This window comes from Luteitalea sp. (genome assembly GCA_009377605.1).
GTDB lineage: Bacteria > Acidobacteriota > Vicinamibacteria > Vicinamibacterales > Vicinamibacteraceae > WHTT01.
Genome location: WHTT01000033.1, coordinates 47,049 through 65,032, shown reverse-complemented (window position 1 = coordinate 65,032; position 17,984 = coordinate 47,049). Strand labels below are relative to the sequence as shown.

Below are 17,984 nucleotides of genomic sequence, written 5' to 3'. Positions count from 1 at the left end.
GAGCACGTTGTGGGACAACGTGTTGGGCCAGTCGCTTCTCGACGGCTGGCAGCTTGGCTTCGATAGCGCTGCGGGAAGGCTCGAGCCACGGCGGGAGCACCAGCGTCTCGCCCAGATGAGCGACATCTTCATCGACGGAAAACCCCGGACCGTCGGTCGCCAGCTCGAAGAGCACACCGCCCGGTTCGAGAAAGTAGACCGAGCGGAACCAGAAGCGATCGATCACCGGCGTCGGACGACGGCCGCCCGCTTCGATCCGTGACCGCATGTCGAGCTGATGCTGCTCGTCGTCTACACGCCAGGCGAGGTGATGGATGCTGCCGGTGCCCCACGCGCCACGGCCGATGTCCGCCCTCTCCTGAATGTCGACGAACCGGCCGGACGGAGCGGCTTCGCCATCGGATCGTTCGGGCTGGCCGGACCGATCAGCCCGAACAACGTAGCGATGCCAGCCGCTCTCGGTGCCGAGAAGGCTGAAGCCAAGCACCTCTTCGAGAAACGTGGTCGTCCTGGCGAGGCGTTGTTCCCACAACCGAGCGCCGTGCAGGCCACGTACTTGGTGTTCCGCCGGGACTGGGCTGTCGTGCCACGGCGAAAAGGGACGCCGGACCGCTCCGTCGCTCTCGACCAGCGCCACGTTGAGCCCATGCGGATCGATGAGCGGCAGGACGCGCTCGCCAAAGCGCGTCTCGGCGGCCCCAAGATGTGTCCCGTAGCCCTCGAGCCGATCTCCCCAATACGCCATACTTCCAGGCGGAATCGCGAGCTGGACCTCTACGCTCAGACCATGTCCTTGCCGTGATGGCGCAAGCTGCGCCCAGGGAAAGAAGGTGAGATCCGTGCCGGGACGTCCCTCGGCGTCCGCATAGAAGAGATGGTACGTCCCAGGATCATCCTGGTTGACACTCTTCTTGACGAGCCGTAAGCCGAGCACCCCGCTGTAGAAGTCCAGGTTCTCCTGGGCTGGTCCCGCAATCGCGGTGACATGGTGCAGGCCGGTGACACTATGCATTGCACTCTCCTGAGAATACCTACACCTAGCGTAAATTATGGGGAGCGGAAGCGCCTATGAGAATCGCGATTGCGTCAGATCATGCAGGGTTTCGCTATAAGAGCATGCTCGCGGCATACCTTCGGTCGCGGGGCGAGGAGGTCGTCGACTTCGGCACCGATTCCGAGGAACCCGTTGACTACCCGGACGTCGTCTTTCCAGCCGCCCGGGCCGTGGCCCAGGGAGAGTGCGAGCGGGGCATCGTGATCGGCGGCTCCGGCAACGGAGAGGCCATTGCGGCAAACCGCTTCCGTGGTGTCAGGTGTGCGCTCTGTTGGAATGTCGAATCGGCACGGCTCGGCCGCGCCCACAACAATGCCAACGTGATTGCGCTCGGCGAGCGGCTCGTTTCAGAAGAGGTCGCACGCGCAATCGTGGAAACATGGCTATCGGTGCCGTTCGAGGGTGGCCGCCACGGCACGAGGATCGCCAAGCTCGATCAATAGTACTGCGCCTCGCGCTTCTGCGCGTCGAGCTCACGCGCTGCGTCCTTGGCGTTTGTCGCTAACGGAGCCAATTCTCTCGCGGAAGATCGTCGATCCGCGCAAACTCGCGGTCGTTGTCGGTGACGATGGTGCAGCCGAGAGCGATGGCGTGGGCGGCAATGAGCAAGTCGTTGCCGCCAATCGGCAGCCCAGCCAGTTCGAGCTGGGCACGGAGCGGACCATAGGCCGTGTCGCCCGGCGCTTCGAACGGCAGCACGTCGAGCGCTTCGAGCACCGCGTCGAGCTGCGCGGTCAATCGTGGCGCGTTCTTTTTCCTGGCGCCATAGCGGAGCTCCGCTGCAACGATGATGCTGGTGCAGACGCGGCCTTCGCCCACCTCCCGGATGCGCTGTGCCACGCGTCCGTGTGGGTTCCGGATCAGGTCGGACACGATGTTCGTGTCGAGCAGATAGCGCATCAAAGCTCGACCGGATCGACGGGCAAGTCGCGGATCGGTGGAAAGTCCTCGCCGATCGGCTGGAGTGTCGCCAGTACCGCCAACAAGGACTTGGGCGGGGCCGGTTCGATAATCAGTCGTTCGCCTTCCTTTCGCATGATTGCCTCCTTTCCAGGGAGCTGGAACTCTCGAGGAATCCGGACCGCCTGGTTTCTGCCGTTCTTGAACAGTCTGACCCGACGCTCCGGGCTCAGGGTCGCCTTCACAGGCATAGGTCTTAGCATCTACCATAACCGCACCCTCTGTCTAGCCGTTTGTTGGTGAGCCATCGCACAGACCCACGAGCGAGAGTCGTGCCAGCTGTTTCTGGCGGCAATCACGCTATTTCTGGCCGAAATATCGGCGAGATTGCTGCTGGGGACGCAGACCTTGCAACACGATGGGCGCTCGATCGTCACAGAATCTGCGATGGCTCGAGACTTGACCGGTGAGGGTTGGCTACGGCCGCTGCTCGGGGGCTTTCCTGCACGGCGAGCGCTGATGCGCCGAGCACGACGAAGGCCAGCCAGAGGATGTCTGCCAACAGCAGGTGCAGGAGTTGCATCCAGATCGGTGCGAGCAGGAGAACGTTCACGACACCCGCCGCGAGCTGCACGAGCGTCGTCACGACAACGACCCGCGCCGCCAAGTGGCCCCAGCGAGGCCCGTCCGGGAGCTGCGCCCGCCATGCCATCAGCAGGACCGCGAAGCCGGCGGTCACTGTGATCGCTGGATGCAAGACTCTCAGCCGAACCATCATGTGCGACGTGGGTGACAGATCGGCGCGCAGCGCCTCGGTGAGTGAGCCGGCGGGGTAGAGCGTGTCGCCCAATGCGGCGACGGCGCCGCTCACACCAGCGAGGAGCAGGCCGATGATGCCCGACGCGAAGAGCAACGTGACTCCCGGCCGATGCGACAGGCGGACGGGCCCTCCGCCGGAGAGCCAGTGGGCCGTCAGCACCAGCCAGGCCAGGAGGATGAAGGTGTTGGTCAGGTGGACCGCCATGAACAGTGCGCGGGCCATGGTCGCGTTGTCCGCCACCAGCTCGAACAGGACGAGCCCGGCACCCACCGCAGCTTCGGTCAGCATGAACAGCAGCGCCATCCAGGCCCCCAGGCGCGCCGCGTCACCGCGCTTGGTGACCCGCAGCGTTGCCACGAGCAGGACGACAACGAGGATGAGCGCTACACCGCTCGTGAGCCTGTGAGAGTACTCAATCAGCGTCGCGACTGCGGGTGCGCGGGGCACGATATCGCCGTTGCACAACGGCCAGTGATTGCCGCACCCGGCGCCTGAGCCGGACGCGCGCACATAGGCGCCCCAGAGGATCACGCCCAGGTTGTAAGCGACCACGAACCATGCAAACCGAGCGAGCGCAGCCACATGGTCGATGGTAGCGCAGAGGAGGGTCTGCTGCGCGGCGCGTTCGGCGAACGCCCTGCCATTGGCGGACGGTAGGGCCGCCTCGCCGAGGCGTCCTGACTGACGACTGGATCGTGTAGTACATTGTCTCGCCTGTGGCGATACCGTATCGAAGCGTGGATTTGCCGGGACGGCGTCTCGCGTACTTGGAGGCCGGAGAAGGCGCAGCCCTGCTCTTCGTGCACGCCTTTCCCCTGACGGCGGAGATGTGGCGGCCCCAGCTCGAGACCCTGGCGCCGGGCTGGCGTGGTCTTGCGCCAGACCTTCGCGGGCTCGGTCGGTCGGCGCTGGCGGCAGGGGACCGTCAGGGTCGCGCCGCCTCGTCTATGGAGGATCACGCCGATGACTTGGACGCGCTACTGGGCGCGCTCCGGATCGACTCTGCCGTGGTCGTCGGTTTGTCGATGGGCGGGTATGTCGCGTTTGCGCTCTGCCGGCGTGCTCCGCAGCGAGTCCGGGCACTCGTGCTCGCCGATACGCGCGCGGAGCCAGATACCGACGAAGGGCGCGCCAAGCGCGACAGCTTGAAGCAAATGGCGCGAGAGCATGGCGCGGCCGCCATAGCCGACGCGATGGTTCCGCAGATCGTCGGCTCGTCTACCCAGAAGGACCGGCCGGAGCTCCTCGACGACGTTGGGGCGATGGCTCGGCAGAATAGTCCCGACGGCCTCATCGACGCGCTCGAGTGCCTCAAGTCGCGCCAGGATTCGCGGCCGTTGCTGCCGGCGCTCACGTGCCCCACGCTCATCATCGTGGGTGCGGAGGATCAGGTGACCACGCCGGCGATGAGCGAGGCCATGGCGTGCGCCATTCCTGGTGCGGCAGTGCACGTCATTGCCGGCGCCGGACATCTATGCAATCTCGAGCAGCCGGAGGCTTTCGGCAGGTCGCTGCACCAGTTTCTCGACCGTCTGGACGCGTGACGAGTAAGGAAAGGCGCCTGTATTCCGCATGAGTATCGCCAGGCTCACGACACATCTCGCGCTCATCCTCGTGACGCTGCTGGCCGCCGCGCCACGGGCACAGCCCGGGCAGAGTGCCGGCGGCATGCACGCCACGCTCGACGCGATCTTGGATCTTTATGTACGCGACGGTCTCGTCTACTACGCGGCACTCAAGGGCGAGCGCGCGCGGCTCGATCGCTATGCAGCCTCATTGAACGTCTCTCCCGCCACGTACGACGCCTGGAGCCGCGACGAGAAGGCGGCCTTCTGGGTGAACGCCTACAACACGTTCGTGCTGCAAACCGTGATCAACAACTACCCAATCCGGGGCGGCTCCAAGCAGTATCCCGCCAACAGCATTCGGCAGATCCCAGGCGCCTTCGAGCGGTTGAGCCATCGCGCGGCTGGACGGAGTGTGACGTTGGACGAGATCGCGAAGGTGATTCTGCCGGAGCTCGCCGATCCGAGGCTCTCCCTCGCGCTCGGGCGAGGGGCGGTCGGCAGCGGGCGATTGAGGAGCGAGGCGTACACGGGGGCGCGTCTCGGTAAGCAACTGGAGGCGGTTGCGCAAGACTGCGTCAACCGGTCGGAATGCTCGATGCTCGACAAGGAAACAGGTGAGCTATCGGTGACGCCGATCTTCAGCTGGCACGAGCAGGAGCTCGTCAAGGCGTATGCGAGACAGGGTGACGGCGAAACCACTTACAAAGGCCGGAGCCCAATCGAGCTGGCAATTCTCCATCTCCTCGAGCCCAACCTCTTTCCCAGAGAGCGCGCTTTCCTCCGCCGCAATACATTTCGCCTGAAGTTCACGACGTTCGATTGGCGCCTCAATGACTTGACCGGCGGTGGGCCGAGTGGGTGAGGGGGTGACGGGGTGAGGGGGTGACAGGGTGACAAGGTGAGCGGGCAATCCGGATAGTGCGAATTGAGTCCGTCAAGTTGTCTCCTTGTTGCTTGAGCTAAACAGAGCTCGAGAAATCCCGACCTCGAACCGTTGACCTCGAACCGTTGACCTCGAACCTGGTCACCCTGTCACCTGGTCACCCGATCACCCAGTCACCCCATGGATCTGCACCTGACTGACAAAGTTGCTATCGTCACCGGCTCGAGCCGCGGCTTGGGATTGGCGAGCGCCAAAGCGCTTGCCGCCGAGGGCTGCTCCGTGACGCTCTGTGCGCGGGGTGCGCAGCGACTCGAAGAGGCGGCCGAGGAAGTCCGTGCTGTTGCTCGCAGTGCATCCAACGTGATGGCAGTGGCCGCCGACGTGGCAACGGAGGCGGGCGTTCGCACGATCATCGAGCGGACGGTTGGAGCATGGGCCGGCGTGGACATCCTGGTCAACAACGTCGGCGTGGCGCGCGGCGGCGGCATTGTCGAGACGTCGGATGCCGAGTGGCAGGCCGCCTTCGATCAAACGCTCTTCCCCGCAATCCGCGCGTCGCGGCTCGTCGTGCCCTCCATGCGAGAGCGTGGCGGCGGCGTCATCTTGATGATTGCCTCCATCTGGGGCCGTGAGTCGGGCGGCCGCATGACGTACAACACCGTCAAGGCAGCCGAGATCAGCATGGCGAAAGCACTTGCCCAGCAGCTGGCGGGGGACAACATTCGTGTGAACAGCGTCGCCCCAGGATCGATCCTGTTTCCGGGCGGATCGTGGCATCAGCGGCAGCAGGCAGATCCGGAGGGCATCGCCGAGTTCGTCCGCCGCGACCTGCCGTTCGGCCGCTTCGGACGTGCCGAGGAGGTGGGGGACCTCGTGGCGTTTCTCGCGTCGCCGCGTGCGAGCTGGGTGAGCGGCGCCTGCATCCCGGTCGACGGCTGCCAATCGCGCTCGAACATCTGAAAAAGGAACCGGGTACCTTTTCGGGAGCGAAAAAGGAACCGGGTACCTTTTCGCGTTTGCTGAAGACGATGTCTGACTTGATTCAATCTGCGGCGGACGCGCTCTTCGTTCCGTGGCTGGTCGTCATCCTCTTTGGCACCGGGATCTTTCTCACGTTCCGGTATCGCTTCATTCAACTCACGCACTTCGCCGAGGCGCTGCGGAACTTCGTGGCGCCACGCGATGCGACAGCCCGCGGTGCGTTGCCGCCGTTCCAATCGTTCATGACAGCGCTCGCGACCACGGTCGGCACCGGCAACATCGCGGGCGTGGCCGCGGCCATCGTGACGGGCGGCCCGGGCGCGCTGTTCTGGATCTGGGCGTACGGCTTCGTCGCGACGACGATCAAGCTCACCGAGGCGGTGCTCGGTGTGCAGTACCGAGACCAGCGGGGCAGCGCCGTGCTGTCCGGCCCGATGTTCTATCTGCGCGACGGCTTGCGATCCCCCCGGCTCGCGTGGGTCTACGCGCTGGTGGCCGGTGTCGCCGCGCTCACGACCACACCATTCACGCAGCCCAACTCGATTGCCGTGGTGTGGGAGAGCGAGCTCTCGGTGCCGACATGGGTAACCGGGCTCGCCGTGGCCGTGCTCACCTGGATGGTCATCATCGGTGGCATCAGGTGGATCGGACGCGTGATGGAAAAGCTCGCGCCGCTCAAGGTCGGTCTGTATCTGATTGGGGGCGTGATCGTCATCGTTTCGTTTGGCTCGCAGCTGCCGGACGTATTGGCGCTCGTCTTTCGCGAAGCGTTCTCGTTCCGTGCCACGGCGGGCGGCAGTCTGGGCATCATCGTGGCGATGCGCTATGGCCTCGCCCGCGGCCTCTATGCGAACGAGGCAGGGTACGGCACAGCGGCCGTCGCGTACGGCACGGCACAGAGCAGCGAGCCGCGCCGTCAAGGCCTCAACGCCGTGATGGAAACCTTCATCGTTTCGTTCGTGACCTCGTCCATCAGTGGGCTGGCGATCTTGGTCACTGGTGTATGGGAGGCTGGCCAGACGAGCACGGCGGCGGTGGCGCAAGCGTTCGACCAGGCGATGCCGGGCGTAGGTGGGCTGGTGGTTGCCGTGTGTGCGTTCCTGTTCGGCTACGGCACGCTGATCGGATGGTCGTACTATGGCGAGCGGTTTCTCGCGTATGTTCTCGGTGAGCGGGTGACAATCCCCTACCGTTGGATCTACTGCCTGCTCATCCCCTTTGGCGCCATGGCCAGGGTCGAGCTCGTCTGGGCGTGGGGGGATCTGATGAACGCGCTGCAGATCTTCCCAAACCTCGTCGGCGTCGTTGGCCTGAGCGCGCTGGTCGCGACGATTGTGCGGCGGGCGCATCCGAAAAGCATCGGGTGAACCTCGACCTTCAAGCTTTCGCCTCTTGATCGTCCCACCGGTGCCTGCTAGCATCGACGCACCATGTCCTCGCTAGGCCTCGCGCGGCAACACGGCGACAAAGATCGCGCGCTGGCGGAGGCGGTGGATCGTCTGGGGCCCCATGTCCCGGACCTGGGCCAGGCGCTGGTCGTTCGGGGCGGGAACGCCGCCGTAACCGCCATCCGTCGCGACCCGGCTGCCGAGGCGCGGCTCGTCCCGTTCCCTGGCGCGCTGGACGAGCGTCTGCAGCAGGGTTTGGCGCGCCGGGGAATCACACAGGCCTATTCGCACCAGGCTGAGGCGATCGAGCACATCCTCGCCGACCGCCATGTCGTCATCGTTACCCCCACGGCCTCGGGCAAGACGCTCTGCTACAACGGACCGGTTTTGAACGCTATCCTGCGCGACGCCTCGGCACGAGCGCTGTACCTCTTCCCGACGAAGGCACTGGCGCAGGACCAGCTCGCGGAGCTGCATGGCCTCGCCTCGCTCGTCGGCGACGGGGCGGATATGGAGATTGGCGTGCACACCTACGACGGTGACACGCCGCAGGACGCGCGCCGATCGATTCGCACGAAGGCGCACGTGGTGCTCAGCAACCCCGACATGCTGCATTCGGGCATCCTGCCGCATCATCCGCGCTGGGCGAAGCTGTTCGAGAACCTGCGCTACGTGGTCATCGACGAGCTGCACGCGTACCGTGGCGTGTTTGGCAGCCACCTCGCCAACATCATGCGGCGCTTGCAGCGCATCTGTCGTCACTACGGCTCGAGCCCGGTGTTCATTTGCGCATCGGCAACCATCGCCAACCCCCGCGAGCTCGCGTCGCGGCTGACCGACCGCGAGTTCGTGCTCGTGGACCAGAACGGCGCGCCGCATGGTGAGAAGCTGTTCGTCTTCGTCAACCCTCCGGTCGTCAACGCGCAGCTGGGTATTCGCCGCTCCTATCTCGCCGAGACGCGGCGCGCGGCGCTCGAATTCCTCAAGCGTCATCTCCAGATCATCGTCTTTGCCCAGAGTCGCCTGGCGACCGAGATCCTGACAACCTATCTGAAGGACGCCGTGCCTGGGCTGCCTGGCACGGTTGATCCGGTGCGCGGATATCGTGGCGGCTACCTTCCGCAGCGGCGGCGGGAAATCGAGCGGGGGCTACGCGACGGCGTCGTGCGTGCGGTGGTGTCCACCAACGCGCTCGAGCTCGGCATCGACATCGGGGCGCTCGATGTCTGCGTCATGGCGGGCTACCCGGGGACGATTGCCTCCACGTGGCAGCGCGCTGGACGTGCGGGCCGTCGTTCCGGGCGTTCCGCTGCGGTGCTCGTCGCGTCGAGCGCGCCGCTCGATCAGTTCATCGTCCGGCACCCGGACTATTTCTTCGAGTCGTCGCCGGAACATGCCCTCGTCAATCCAGACAATCCGCACATCTTCGTCGATCATCTCAAATGCGCGGCATTCGAGCTTCCATTTTCAACCGACGAACAGTTTGGCGGGACGACGGCTCCAACGCAGGATGTCCTCGGCGTGCTCGCCGAGGAGGGCTTCGTGCACGAGGCCGACGGACGGTGGCATTGGACCGACGAGTCGTACCCAGCCGACGCCGTCAGCTTACGCTCGGTCTCGTCGGACAACTTCGTCGTGGTCGACACGACCGGCGCCGCGCCCCAGGTGATCGGCGAGACAGACTATACGAGCGCGTTTTCAACGTTGCACGAAAAGGCCATCTACATCGTGGAAGGTCAGCTCTATCAGGTGGAGCGTCTCGACATCGAAGGGCGAAAAGCGTATGTCCGCGACGTGGACTGCGACTACTACACGGATGCCATTACGTACACGAAGGTGACGATTCTCGATGAGGCCGAGGAGAGCACGGTCACGGCCGCGAGCCATGCGCACGGTGACGTGCACGTCGTCTCACGCGTGGTCGGCTTCAAGAAGATTCGCTTTTACACGAGCGAGAATGTGGGCTCTGGCGAGCTGGATCTGCCGGAACAGCCGATGCACACGACGTCGTACTGGCTCCGGATCCCCGGAGAGGTACTTGGCTCGCTGCCGTACTCTGCTGATGACCGGCGGGACGGCGTTGGCGGCTTGGCCACGGCGATGCGCGCGATTGCGCAACTGCTCCTGATGTGCGATCGACAAGACCTCGGCCTGTCGATCGACAGCGGCGGTCCAGGTACGGGTGGGGCTGAGGCGTACGTGTTTCTGTACGACAACTATCCGGGTGGCATCGGCTTGAGCACGCCGCTCTTTCAGATGCGCGAGCGTGTGCTGACCGACGCCCGGGATCTCGTCCGGTCCTGTCCGTGCGAGACCGGCTGTCCGTCGTGTGTTGGTCCTGTCGGCGAGCTCGGCCCCCGGGCGAAGCAGGTGGCCCTCGAGCTGCTCGATCGTCTGATGGACATGAATCAGGACGCTCGAGATGCGATACCGTTCTGAACGGGGAGGTCCTATATTTCTCCGTATGTAGCGCCTGGGCGCTGTTATTCACCGGAGCATGGATCTATCGCGCTTTCGTGACGCCGCACGTCAGAGCCGACGCGGGCTTGTGCCGCCGCACGGGGATTCATCCGCTCGAGAGCTGGTCTACGAGCCGGTCGATGCAGACGGCTATCCGCTCGACCCGACAAGGAGTTGGCAAGCCGAATCAAGGATTGGCGGGCTCGTGGGCTCGCCGCTCGAGACGGCGCGAGAGGTGTCGACGAGCGACGGTTCGTGCCTCGTCGTGGAGCGTGACTATCCGATCGGGGAGCGCCACGGACGATGGTCGTGTGCGGATCTCCATGTCGAGCCAGACGAGGCGTTCGACGTGCTGGCCGGGCAGGCGATCAGCCAGGTGCAGCCGCAGCGTGTGCTGTATGTCGATCTGGAAACAACGAGCTTGAGTGGTGGTGCGGGAACTGTGCCATTCCTCGTTGGCTGCGCATGGGCGGATGGCGAGGGTGTGCATCTCAGGCAGTTCTTTCTACCCAGCTTTTCGGCAGAGCGAGCGTTGCTCTCTGCCGTGGCCGACCTGGTCGACGAGACCGATTGCCTTGTCACGTTCAACGGCCGCACGTTCGACATGCCGGTTATCGAGGTACGCGGGGCGTTCCACCGGGTGGCCGTCCCGCTGTGCAGCCTGCCGCACCTCGACCTGCTGCCAGCGGCGCGCCGGCTCTGGCGTACGGCATCGCTCGCCGGCGATGGGAGCTGCCGGCTCATTGCCCTGGAGCAGGCCCTCGTGGGGCTCGCACGCGAGGGGGATGTGCCGAGCTGGGAGATTCCGAGCCGCTACTTCGCGTTCATCCGCCGTGGCGACACGAGCGGGCTCGCGGCGGTCTTTCACCATAATCGATTCGACTTGTTGACCCTCGCCGCGCTGACGGCGCGGGCGCGGCACTTGGTGCAAAACGGTATCGAGGTGCCGGCGAGCGCCGGCGAGCGTCTTGGCCTGGGGCGGCTCTATCAGCGAGCGGGACGGTTGGCAGCAGCAGAGGCGAGCTATCGCGCGGCGGCCGACGATCCCGCTGCAGAGCGAGTGCTGCGTGCTGCCGCGTGGCGCGGTGTGGCCATGCTCTGCCGGAGCAGCCGGCGGTATGCAGAGGCGGCAGCGGCATGGGAGCAGGTCGTGGCGTGCGAGCCGCGGGAGACGGTGTCAGCACGCGAGGCGCGCGAGGCGCTGGCGATTCACCACGAGCATCGGGCGCGCGATCTCGAGCAGGCACGCGCCCACGCGCAGCAGGCGCTCACGATAACGGCAAGCGAGACGCAGCGGGCGGGAGTCGAGTATCGCCTGGCACGACTCGAAAAGAAAATCGCCCGGCAAGCGCAGTGGCCTGCCGGGCGACTTTGGTAGTGGTAGGGCGCGTTCGCCGGACCCTTGCGAACCCGAACGTCAAGTTTCGGGGCTCGCAAGTGAGCGTCGCGGGGCGCAGCCGAAGGCCGTGCCCCGCAAGAACGCGCCGTCTACGTGACGCGTAGCGTGCTCAACCCCGTGACGCCTCGGCTCCTTGGTCCTTTGATCCCTTGATTTCCTTCTCGCGGGCCTTGCGTGCGGCGACGGTTTGCGCGCCGTACTTCCGCGTGAACCGCTCGACACGCCCCTCGGTATCAATGAGCTTCTGCCGCCCAGTAAAGAATGGATGGCAGTTGTTGCAGATCTCGAGGTGCAACTCTTTCTTGGTCGAGCGCGTCTTCCATGTCGCGCCGCAGGCGCAACGAGCCTCGACCTCATGGTATGTGGGATGAATGCTTTCCTTCACAGGACGCTCCTTCCAGCGCCAGCGCGACCAGCGCAATCAGTAAGTATACCACAGGCAGTGCAATGCGGCTCGCGAGACCTTTTGGCTGACAGCTGTCTGGCATTCGTTTCTGGTATTCGTTTCTGGCATTCGTCTTTGGCATTCGTTAGAATCAGCGCCCTGCCCACGCTGGAAAGAGGTCTTCATGCCCTGGTGTCAAATCTCTCGTGCTCGTGCGATGCTGCTCGCCGCCCTGCTGTTTGCCGCGCTGGATCTGCCGACGCGGGTGCTTCCGGGAGAAGCGGTTGGACTGCGTGCGCAGACTGATTCGGCCTCTGCTCCCACGCCAGTCGTAGATCTGAAGCTCTACCAAGACATGAAGTGGCGCAATGTCGGGCCGCAGCGTGGCGGCCGCGTCACGGCGATTGCCGGCGTCCGTACGACGCCCTGCACCTTCTACATGGGGGCCACCGGTGGCGGGGTGTGGAAGACGGAGAGCTGTGGCAATGACTGGAGACCCGTCAGCGACGGTCAGATCGCGACCGGCTCGATTGGCGCCATCGACGTGTCCGATTCGGATCCAAACATCGTCTACGTCGGCACCGGTAGCGCGGCGATTCGAAGCAACGTGATCATCGGCCGCGGTATGTACAAGTCCACGGACGCTGGTAAGACGTGGACCTTCGTTGGCCTTCGCGAGGCCGGTCAGATTGGATCGGTCATCGTGCACCCCACGAACCCGGACATCGTCTGGATTGCTGCGCTCGGATCGCCCTTCGGGCCAAACGAGGAGCGCGGCATCTTCAAGACGACCGACGGTGGCAAGACCTGGAAGAAGACGCTGTTCGTCAACAACGAGACCGGTGGCCGAGTCGTGGCGATCAATTGGTCCAACCCGAATGAGCTGTACGCCGGCATGTACCGCGGCTTCCGCAAGGGCTGGGACATTATCAGCGGCGGACCGGCCAGCGAAGGCGGCGTTTACAAGTCGAGCGACGGCGGGGAGACATGGTCGAAGCTATCGGCCGGTTTGCCCCAGGACCTGATTGGCAAGATTGATCTCGATGTCTCGCGCAGCAATCCCGTGGTCGTGTACGCGATGATCGAAGCGCCGGGAGAAGAGGGAGGTCTCTATCGCTCCGATGACGCAGGTGCGACGTGGCGCCTGGTGAACAACAGCCCGACGTTGCGTGCGCGGCCGTTTTATTTTCACTACGTCGACGTGAGCCCCAAGGATGAGAACGAGGTGTGGGTGAACGAGCTACGCCTCCACAAGTCGACCGATGGCGGCAAGACCTGGACGCAGGTACCCACGCCGCACGGCGACAATCACGGCATCTGGTTCAACCCGGAGAATCCCGACATCGCCATTCAGGCCAACGATGGCGGCGCAAATGTGACAACCGACGGCGGCGAGACCTGGTCGAGCATCCTGAACCAGCCGACCGCGGAGCTGTACATGGTCTCCGTCGACGAGCAGTTCCCCTATCGTCTCTATGGTCCGCAGCAGGACAACTCGACGATCATCGTTCCCAGTCTTCCACCTGTGTCATGGGGTTATGACCACCAAGGGCAGTCGTGGGCCCAGGGGCCCGGTTGTGAGACGGGTCAGATCCAGCCCCGCCCGGATGGTACGGTGATCTGGGGCGCCTGCAAAGGTGAGGTGGGCCGCTACAGCATCGAGACCGGCCAGGAACAGCTCTACTGGGTCTATCCACAGAATCGCTACGGCCACGATCCGGACGAGATCAAGTACCGCTTCCCTCGCCAAACCGTCGTCGTCGTCTCGCCGCACGACCCAAAGGTCGTCTACCAGGGGTCGCACGTCATGCATCGATCGACGGACGAAGGCGTGACCTGGGAGGTGATTAGCTCGGACCTGACGGCCCGTGAGCCAGACAAGCAGATCGTGCCAGGCAACCCGATCACGCGTGATATCACGGGCGAGGAGGTCTACAGCTCCATCTATTCGATGGTCGAGTCGCGACTAGAGCGAGGCGTGCTCTGGGTGGGCGCCAACGACGGGCCCGTGCATGTCTCCCGTGACAACGGCAAGACCTGGACGAACGTGACGCCCAAGGATCTGCCGCCTGGTGGGCGCGTCCAGAACATCGAAGACTCGCCGCACCGCAAGGGCTCGGCTTACATCGCCGTGTATCGCTTCCTCCGCGAGCACGACCTACAGCCATACATCTATGTGACGAACGACTACGGCACGACATGGACCAAGCTCACCAATGGGGAGAACGGGATCCCGATCGATCACCCTACGCGCGTCGTGCGCGAGGATCCCGATCGGGAAGGGCTGCTCTATGCCGGCACCGAGTTCGGCTGCTTCGTGTCATTCGACCAGGGCGGTCATTGGCAGTCGCTGCAGCAGAATCTTCCGGCCACGCCTGTGACGGACATCCGTGTGCACCGGCAGGATCTGGTGATCGCCACGATGGGTCGATCGTTCTGGATCATGGATGACGTCACAGTATTGCAGCAGCTTGCAGGAGTGGTCGCCGGCGAGTCGACTGCCGGCGGTAGCAACGGATCGGGCGTCCGTGTCGCGGTCGATCGCCCCACGGCTTCGCGCGAGGCGAGGAGTGACGAAGCGAATCGTCTCTTCCGTCCCGCAACGGCCTGGCGGATGCACTATGCAGCTTCCGTCGGCTCGCAGGACGTCCCTGAATACCCGCCCGCCGGCGCGTACGTCGACTATTCGCTCGCGCAGGGAGGGGCGACCGATGTGACGTTGGAGATTCTCGATGCGAAGGGCGAGGTGGTCCGGACGTTCAGGCCAGGCAAGCCCGAAGACTCGAATGACGCCCAGCCCATGCGTGGCTTCCGCCGGTCCCCGCGCGGCCAAACAGCGCTTTCTGTGCAAGCTGGTCACAATCGCTTCTTGTGGGACCTCCGTTATCCTGGTGCCTGGTCGCCCGATGCGCCAGACGACGACGGCGACGGCCCACTGGTTCCGCCGGGCCGCTATCAAGTACGGCTCACCAGCGGGGGCTGGACCGACACGCAGCCGCTCGACATCGAGATCGATCCGCGCGTCGAGGCGTCCGGTGTGACCCAGGCTGATCTCGTCGAGCAGACGACGTTTCTGCTGCGCGTGCGCGACGCCATCAGTGATGCGCGCAAGCTCCAACAGACTCTCGAGCAGGCGATGGACGAGGCGGGCTTCGAGCCACCTCTTGCGCCCGCACCAGGCGAGACGCCGGGCACGGTGACCTACGAGAGCCCGCTGCAGTCGCTCTGGGCGCGCGTCGCATCAGCGGAAGGTCCTTATCCGCAGCCGATGCTCGTCAACCAGCTCGCCAACATTCGGCGCATGCTCTCTCAGGCGGATCAGAAGGTCGGCCAGGACGCCTATCAGCGCTTTGACGATGTGATGAAGGAGTTGCAGGCAGTTCAGGCCGAGGCTGCGAAGGTCTCCAGCGTCACGTCTGCTCGCTGACGATCACGCGAACAATCTCGAGAAGATCGAGTGAGTCGTCGGTTCGACCACGCAGCTGGCGAGCTGGCCGACGCCCGCCAAGCAGCGTAAGATGCCGTGAACCTTGGTTCTTCATTCTTGCCGGAGGGCTCTCGCCGGGTCGATCGCAGCCGCGCGTCGAGCGGGCACGTAGCTTGCCAGCAACGAGGTCGCCGCCAGCACGATGATCGCCAGGGCGAACGTCATACTGTCGGTGGAGCCAATACCAAAAAGGAGGCTTTGCATGAAGCGGCCAAGCGCGTAGGCTCCGGCGAGGCCCAACGTCATCCCCACGAGCCACAGCTTCATGCCCTCGGCGACCACCAGCCTCAGAACACTGCGTCGGTGTGACCCAAGTGCCATGCGCACGGCGATTTCCTGTGTTCGGCGAGTCGTGGAGAACGCGAGCACGCCGTAGAGGCCGACGACGGCAAGCACCAGGCCAAGGGCAGAAAAGGCGTTCAGGAAGAGCACGCCGAATCGAGATCCAGATACGTCGCGAAAGACGATCTCATCGAGCGTCGCGATGTTCGAGGTCGGCACGTCGTTGTCAATGGCCGCGATGCTAGCCCGTAGCGTGCCGACGACGTCTTCGGGACGAACGGTGGTTCGTAGGACCAACGTCATCGATGGAAAGCTCTCCACGTCTGGCACGTACATCGTCTGGTAGGGCCGCCCGTGTAAGGATCTGTGAAGCACGCTGCCGACAACGCCGACGATCTCGAACGTGGTCGTGTCGCCTTCGCCCACGACCAGTCGCTGGCCGAGCGGGTCTTTCCCCTGAAAGAACATCTCGACAAGGTGTTTGTCCACTATCGCAACCGGCGCTGACGTGGATAGCTCTGTCGATGTGAAGAGCCGTCCCCGGAGAAGCGGAATCTCCATCGCCCGGAAGTACCCTGGACTGATACGCCGATAGTCCACGGTGACTCGTTCGTCTGGCGACGCGGGAGCCGAGCCTTCAACGTGAAAATAGACATCGTTCCTCTGTGCGGTCAGTGGCAGCTCAGAGATCATGCCGGCCGTTCTCACACCAGGGATCTGTTCAACGCGGTCCAGAAGGTCGACGAAGAACGCTTTGCGCGCTGGCGCCTCCAACCCGCGAGACACCGTGATCGGCAGCGTGAGCGCATGCGATGGGTTGAATCCCGGGTCGACCGCGAGGAGATTGGCCAAGCTTCGCGCTGCGAGCCCGCCCGCAACCAACAGCATCAGGCCGATGGCCAGCTCGGAGATCACCAGAGCTCTGGACATCCGCTGGCTCTGCCGCAGTCCGACAGTGCCTGTGCTGGCGCGAAGCGCCTCCATCGCGCTGAGCCCCGACGTTTGAATAGCCGGCAGGAGCCCAAAGACCAGCACAGTTGAGAGCGTCAGCGCCAAGGCGAAGAGGAGCACGTGCGGATCCACGCTGAGCTCGGCCAGCCGCGGAATAGCGTCCAGGTGCAGGTTCCTCAATACGCGGACACCCCAGAGAGCCAGCAACATGCCACACGCGCCCCCGGCCAGTGCAAAGACGACCGCCTCCGCGATCAAGAGACGTGCGAGATGAAGACGGCCCGCGCCAAGGGCAGCGCGTGTCGCTAGCTCGCGTCGTCGCGCCGTACCGCGGGACAGGACCAGGGTCGCGACGTTGGCGCAGGCGATGACGAGCAGAAGGCCGACTGCGGCCATGAGGAGCATCAAGGGACGATGGACATCTCCCAGGACGACGTCCCGGAGAGGCTCGAGCCGAAGGCTGTAGCCGGCGTTGGCCACGGGGTACTGTTGCTCGAGACGTGCCGCAATGAGGTCCATTTCCCGCTGGGCCTGTGCCAGCGTGACATCTTTGTGCAGCCGACCGACCAGACGGAGACCTCTCCAGCTTCGCGCTTGCGTCTCTGGGAGTGCCAGAGGCATGGGAACCCAAAGATCTGCGTCATGTTGGAATCGAAGCCCGGAGGGCATCACACCGACAATGGTGACAACCTCGCCGTCCAGTCGCAGCGTGTCACCGAGGACATCCCTCTTGGCACCGTACAGACGGTGCCAGAGACCGTAGCTGAGGACCGCGCTCGCCGGAACGTCGACTTGCTCGTCTCGCGGCTGAAAGCCTCGGCCTAGCAACGGCGCCACGCTCAGCACGTCAAAGAAGTCGGCGGAGACCATGGCTGCCTGAACCCGCTCAGGCTGTGGACCACACGTCAGGTTCATGCCCAGGGTGGCATAGAAGGTCGCGCCCAACGCGGCAAAGCTGCGATTCTCCCTCCGATAGTCCCGGAAGTCGCCGGCAGACACCGCGGCCGTCTCGCTGAATCCCGATCTGGCCCACATCCAGACGAGCTGTTCAGGATCCTCATAGGGAAGAGGCCGCAGGAGCACCGCATTGACCACACTGAAGACGAGCGTGCTGGAGCCGATGCCGAGAGCGATGGTGAGCACGACAACCGCTGTAAAGCCACGCTTCTCGAACATCGTCCGGCACCCGTAACGGAGGTCCTGCACGAGCCCCTCGACGATTCGGAGCGGCCGCACGTCGCGGCAGGCTTCCTTCATCTGGTCGACACCGCCAAATTCGAATCGCGCCTGACGCCGCGCTTCGTCTGGTGACACCCCGGCAGCGATCTTGTCCTTCACCTGCTGCTCCAGGTGGAAGCGCAACTCGGCATCCAATTGACGTTCGAGCGATCTACGTCGCACCAGGGCATCGAGCCATCGCATGGTC

General features: G+C 64.3%; 14 protein-coding genes. 8 read left to right on the top strand and 6 right to left on the bottom strand.

Annotated features, from left to right (window positions below):
* Positions 1 to 1,012 (bottom strand): ring-cleaving dioxygenase (locus GEV06_13170; GenBank protein MPZ18848.1); only part of this gene is annotated, 1,012 nt, incomplete at its 3' end.
* A gap of 56 nt (positions 1,013 to 1,068) precedes the next feature.
* Between GEV06_13170 and rpiB the strand changes: the two genes are divergently transcribed.
* Positions 1,069 to 1,497 carry a ribose 5-phosphate isomerase B gene (gene rpiB / locus GEV06_13165; GenBank protein ID MPZ18847.1) on the top strand — a complete coding sequence of 143 codons (429 nt, stop codon included), beginning with the start codon at positions 1,069 to 1,071 and terminating at the stop codon, positions 1,495 to 1,497.
* 58 nt (positions 1,498 to 1,555) lie between these two features.
* Here rpiB and GEV06_13160 read toward each other — a convergent pair whose 3' ends face one another.
* The 3 genes from GEV06_13160 to GEV06_13150 form a co-directional block, all read right to left on the bottom strand.
* Positions 1,556 to 1,954, bottom strand: a complete 399-nt coding sequence (locus tag GEV06_13160) for a PIN domain-containing protein (protein ID MPZ18846.1) — start codon at positions 1,952 to 1,954, stop codon at positions 1,556 to 1,558.
* Positions 1,954 to 2,187, bottom strand: a complete 234-nt coding sequence (locus GEV06_13155; GenBank protein ID MPZ18845.1) for an AbrB/MazE/SpoVT family DNA-binding domain-containing protein — start codon at positions 2,185 to 2,187, stop codon at positions 1,954 to 1,956. The genes GEV06_13160 and GEV06_13155 overlap by 1 nt, the downstream gene beginning before the upstream one ends.
* 200 nt (positions 2,188 to 2,387) lie before the next feature.
* A complete protein-coding gene (locus GEV06_13150) occupies positions 2,388 to 3,356 on the bottom strand; it encodes a heme A synthase (GenBank protein MPZ18844.1) in 969 nt (322 codons plus the stop codon).
* 161 nt (positions 3,357 to 3,517) lie between these two features.
* Between GEV06_13150 and GEV06_13145 the strand changes: the two genes are divergently transcribed.
* The 6 genes from GEV06_13145 to GEV06_13120 all read left to right on the top strand — a co-directional run bounded on the left by GEV06_13145 (position 3,518) and on the right by GEV06_13120 (position 11,432).
* Positions 3,518 to 4,318, top strand: a complete 801-nt coding sequence (locus tag GEV06_13145; protein MPZ18843.1) for an alpha/beta fold hydrolase — start codon at positions 3,518 to 3,520, stop codon at positions 4,316 to 4,318.
* A gap of 28 nt (positions 4,319 to 4,346) precedes the next feature.
* Entirely contained in the window at positions 4,347 to 5,204 is an 858-nt protein-coding gene (locus GEV06_13140) for a DUF547 domain-containing protein (GenBank protein ID MPZ18842.1), read from the top strand.
* A gap of 201 nt (positions 5,205 to 5,405) precedes the next feature.
* The gene (locus GEV06_13135) at positions 5,406 to 6,185 is read left to right on the top strand and encodes an SDR family oxidoreductase (GenBank protein MPZ18841.1); all 780 of its coding nucleotides are present in this window, start codon (positions 5,406 to 5,408) and stop codon (positions 6,183 to 6,185) included.
* Between the two features lie 68 nt (positions 6,186 to 6,253).
* Positions 6,254 to 7,573 (top strand): amino acid carrier protein, encoded by a 1,320-nt coding sequence (locus GEV06_13130; protein MPZ18840.1) that lies wholly within the window; start codon positions 6,254 to 6,256, stop codon positions 7,571 to 7,573.
* Positions 7,574 to 7,636: 63 nt separating this feature from the next.
* Complete coding sequence (locus tag GEV06_13125; protein ID MPZ18839.1) at positions 7,637 to 10,033, top strand: DEAD/DEAH box helicase; 2,397 nt, start codon at positions 7,637 to 7,639, stop codon at positions 10,031 to 10,033.
* Between the two features lie 58 nt (positions 10,034 to 10,091).
* On the top strand, positions 10,092 to 11,432 hold the full coding sequence (locus GEV06_13120) for a hypothetical protein (protein MPZ18838.1): 1,341 nt from the start codon (positions 10,092 to 10,094) through the stop codon (positions 11,430 to 11,432).
* 130 nt (positions 11,433 to 11,562) lie between these two features.
* On the opposite strand, the gene rpmE is transcribed toward GEV06_13120, so the two are convergent.
* Entirely contained in the window at positions 11,563 to 11,838 is a 276-nt protein-coding gene (gene rpmE, locus GEV06_13115; GenBank protein ID MPZ18837.1) for a 50S ribosomal protein L31, read from the bottom strand.
* Positions 11,839 to 12,193: 355 nt separating this feature from the next.
* Between rpmE and GEV06_13110 the strand changes: the two genes are divergently transcribed.
* Positions 12,194 to 15,265 (top strand): hypothetical protein, encoded by a 3,072-nt coding sequence (locus tag GEV06_13110; protein ID MPZ18836.1) that lies wholly within the window; start codon positions 12,194 to 12,196, stop codon positions 15,263 to 15,265.
* A gap of 111 nt (positions 15,266 to 15,376) precedes the next feature.
* Here GEV06_13110 and GEV06_13105 read toward each other — a convergent pair whose 3' ends face one another.
* Complete coding sequence (locus tag GEV06_13105; GenBank protein MPZ18835.1) at positions 15,377 to 17,980, bottom strand: FtsX-like permease family protein; 2,604 nt, start codon at positions 17,978 to 17,980, stop codon at positions 15,377 to 15,379.
* Positions 17,981 to 17,984 lie beyond the last annotated feature (4 nt).

Bases quoted from the DNA above. Each gene is read 5' to 3' on its own strand.
- GEV06_13130 (MPZ18840.1), top strand. From the start codon at position 6,254: ATGTCTGACTTGATTCAATCTGCGGCGGACGCGCTCTTCGTTCCGTGG.
- GEV06_13160 (MPZ18846.1), bottom strand. From the start codon at position 1,954: ATGCGCTATCTGCTCGACACGAACATCGTGTCCGACCTGATCCGGAAC.
- GEV06_13140 (MPZ18842.1), top strand. From the start codon at position 4,347: ATGAGTATCGCCAGGCTCACGACACATCTCGCGCTCATCCTCGTGACG.
- GEV06_13110 (MPZ18836.1), top strand. From the start codon at position 12,194: ATGAAGTGGCGCAATGTCGGGCCGCAGCGTGGCGGCCGCGTCACGGCG.
- rpiB (MPZ18847.1), top strand. From the start codon at position 1,069: ATGAGAATCGCGATTGCGTCAGATCATGCAGGGTTTCGCTATAAGAGC.
- GEV06_13105 (MPZ18835.1), bottom strand. From the start codon at position 17,980: ATGCGATGGCTCGATGCCCTGGTGCGACGTAGATCGCTCGAACGTCAA.
- GEV06_13120 (MPZ18838.1), top strand. From the start codon at position 10,092: ATGGATCTATCGCGCTTTCGTGACGCCGCACGTCAGAGCCGACGCGGG.
- GEV06_13125 (MPZ18839.1), top strand. From the start codon at position 7,637: ATGTCCTCGCTAGGCCTCGCGCGGCAACACGGCGACAAAGATCGCGCG.
- GEV06_13135 (MPZ18841.1), top strand. From the start codon at position 5,406: ATGGATCTGCACCTGACTGACAAAGTTGCTATCGTCACCGGCTCGAGC.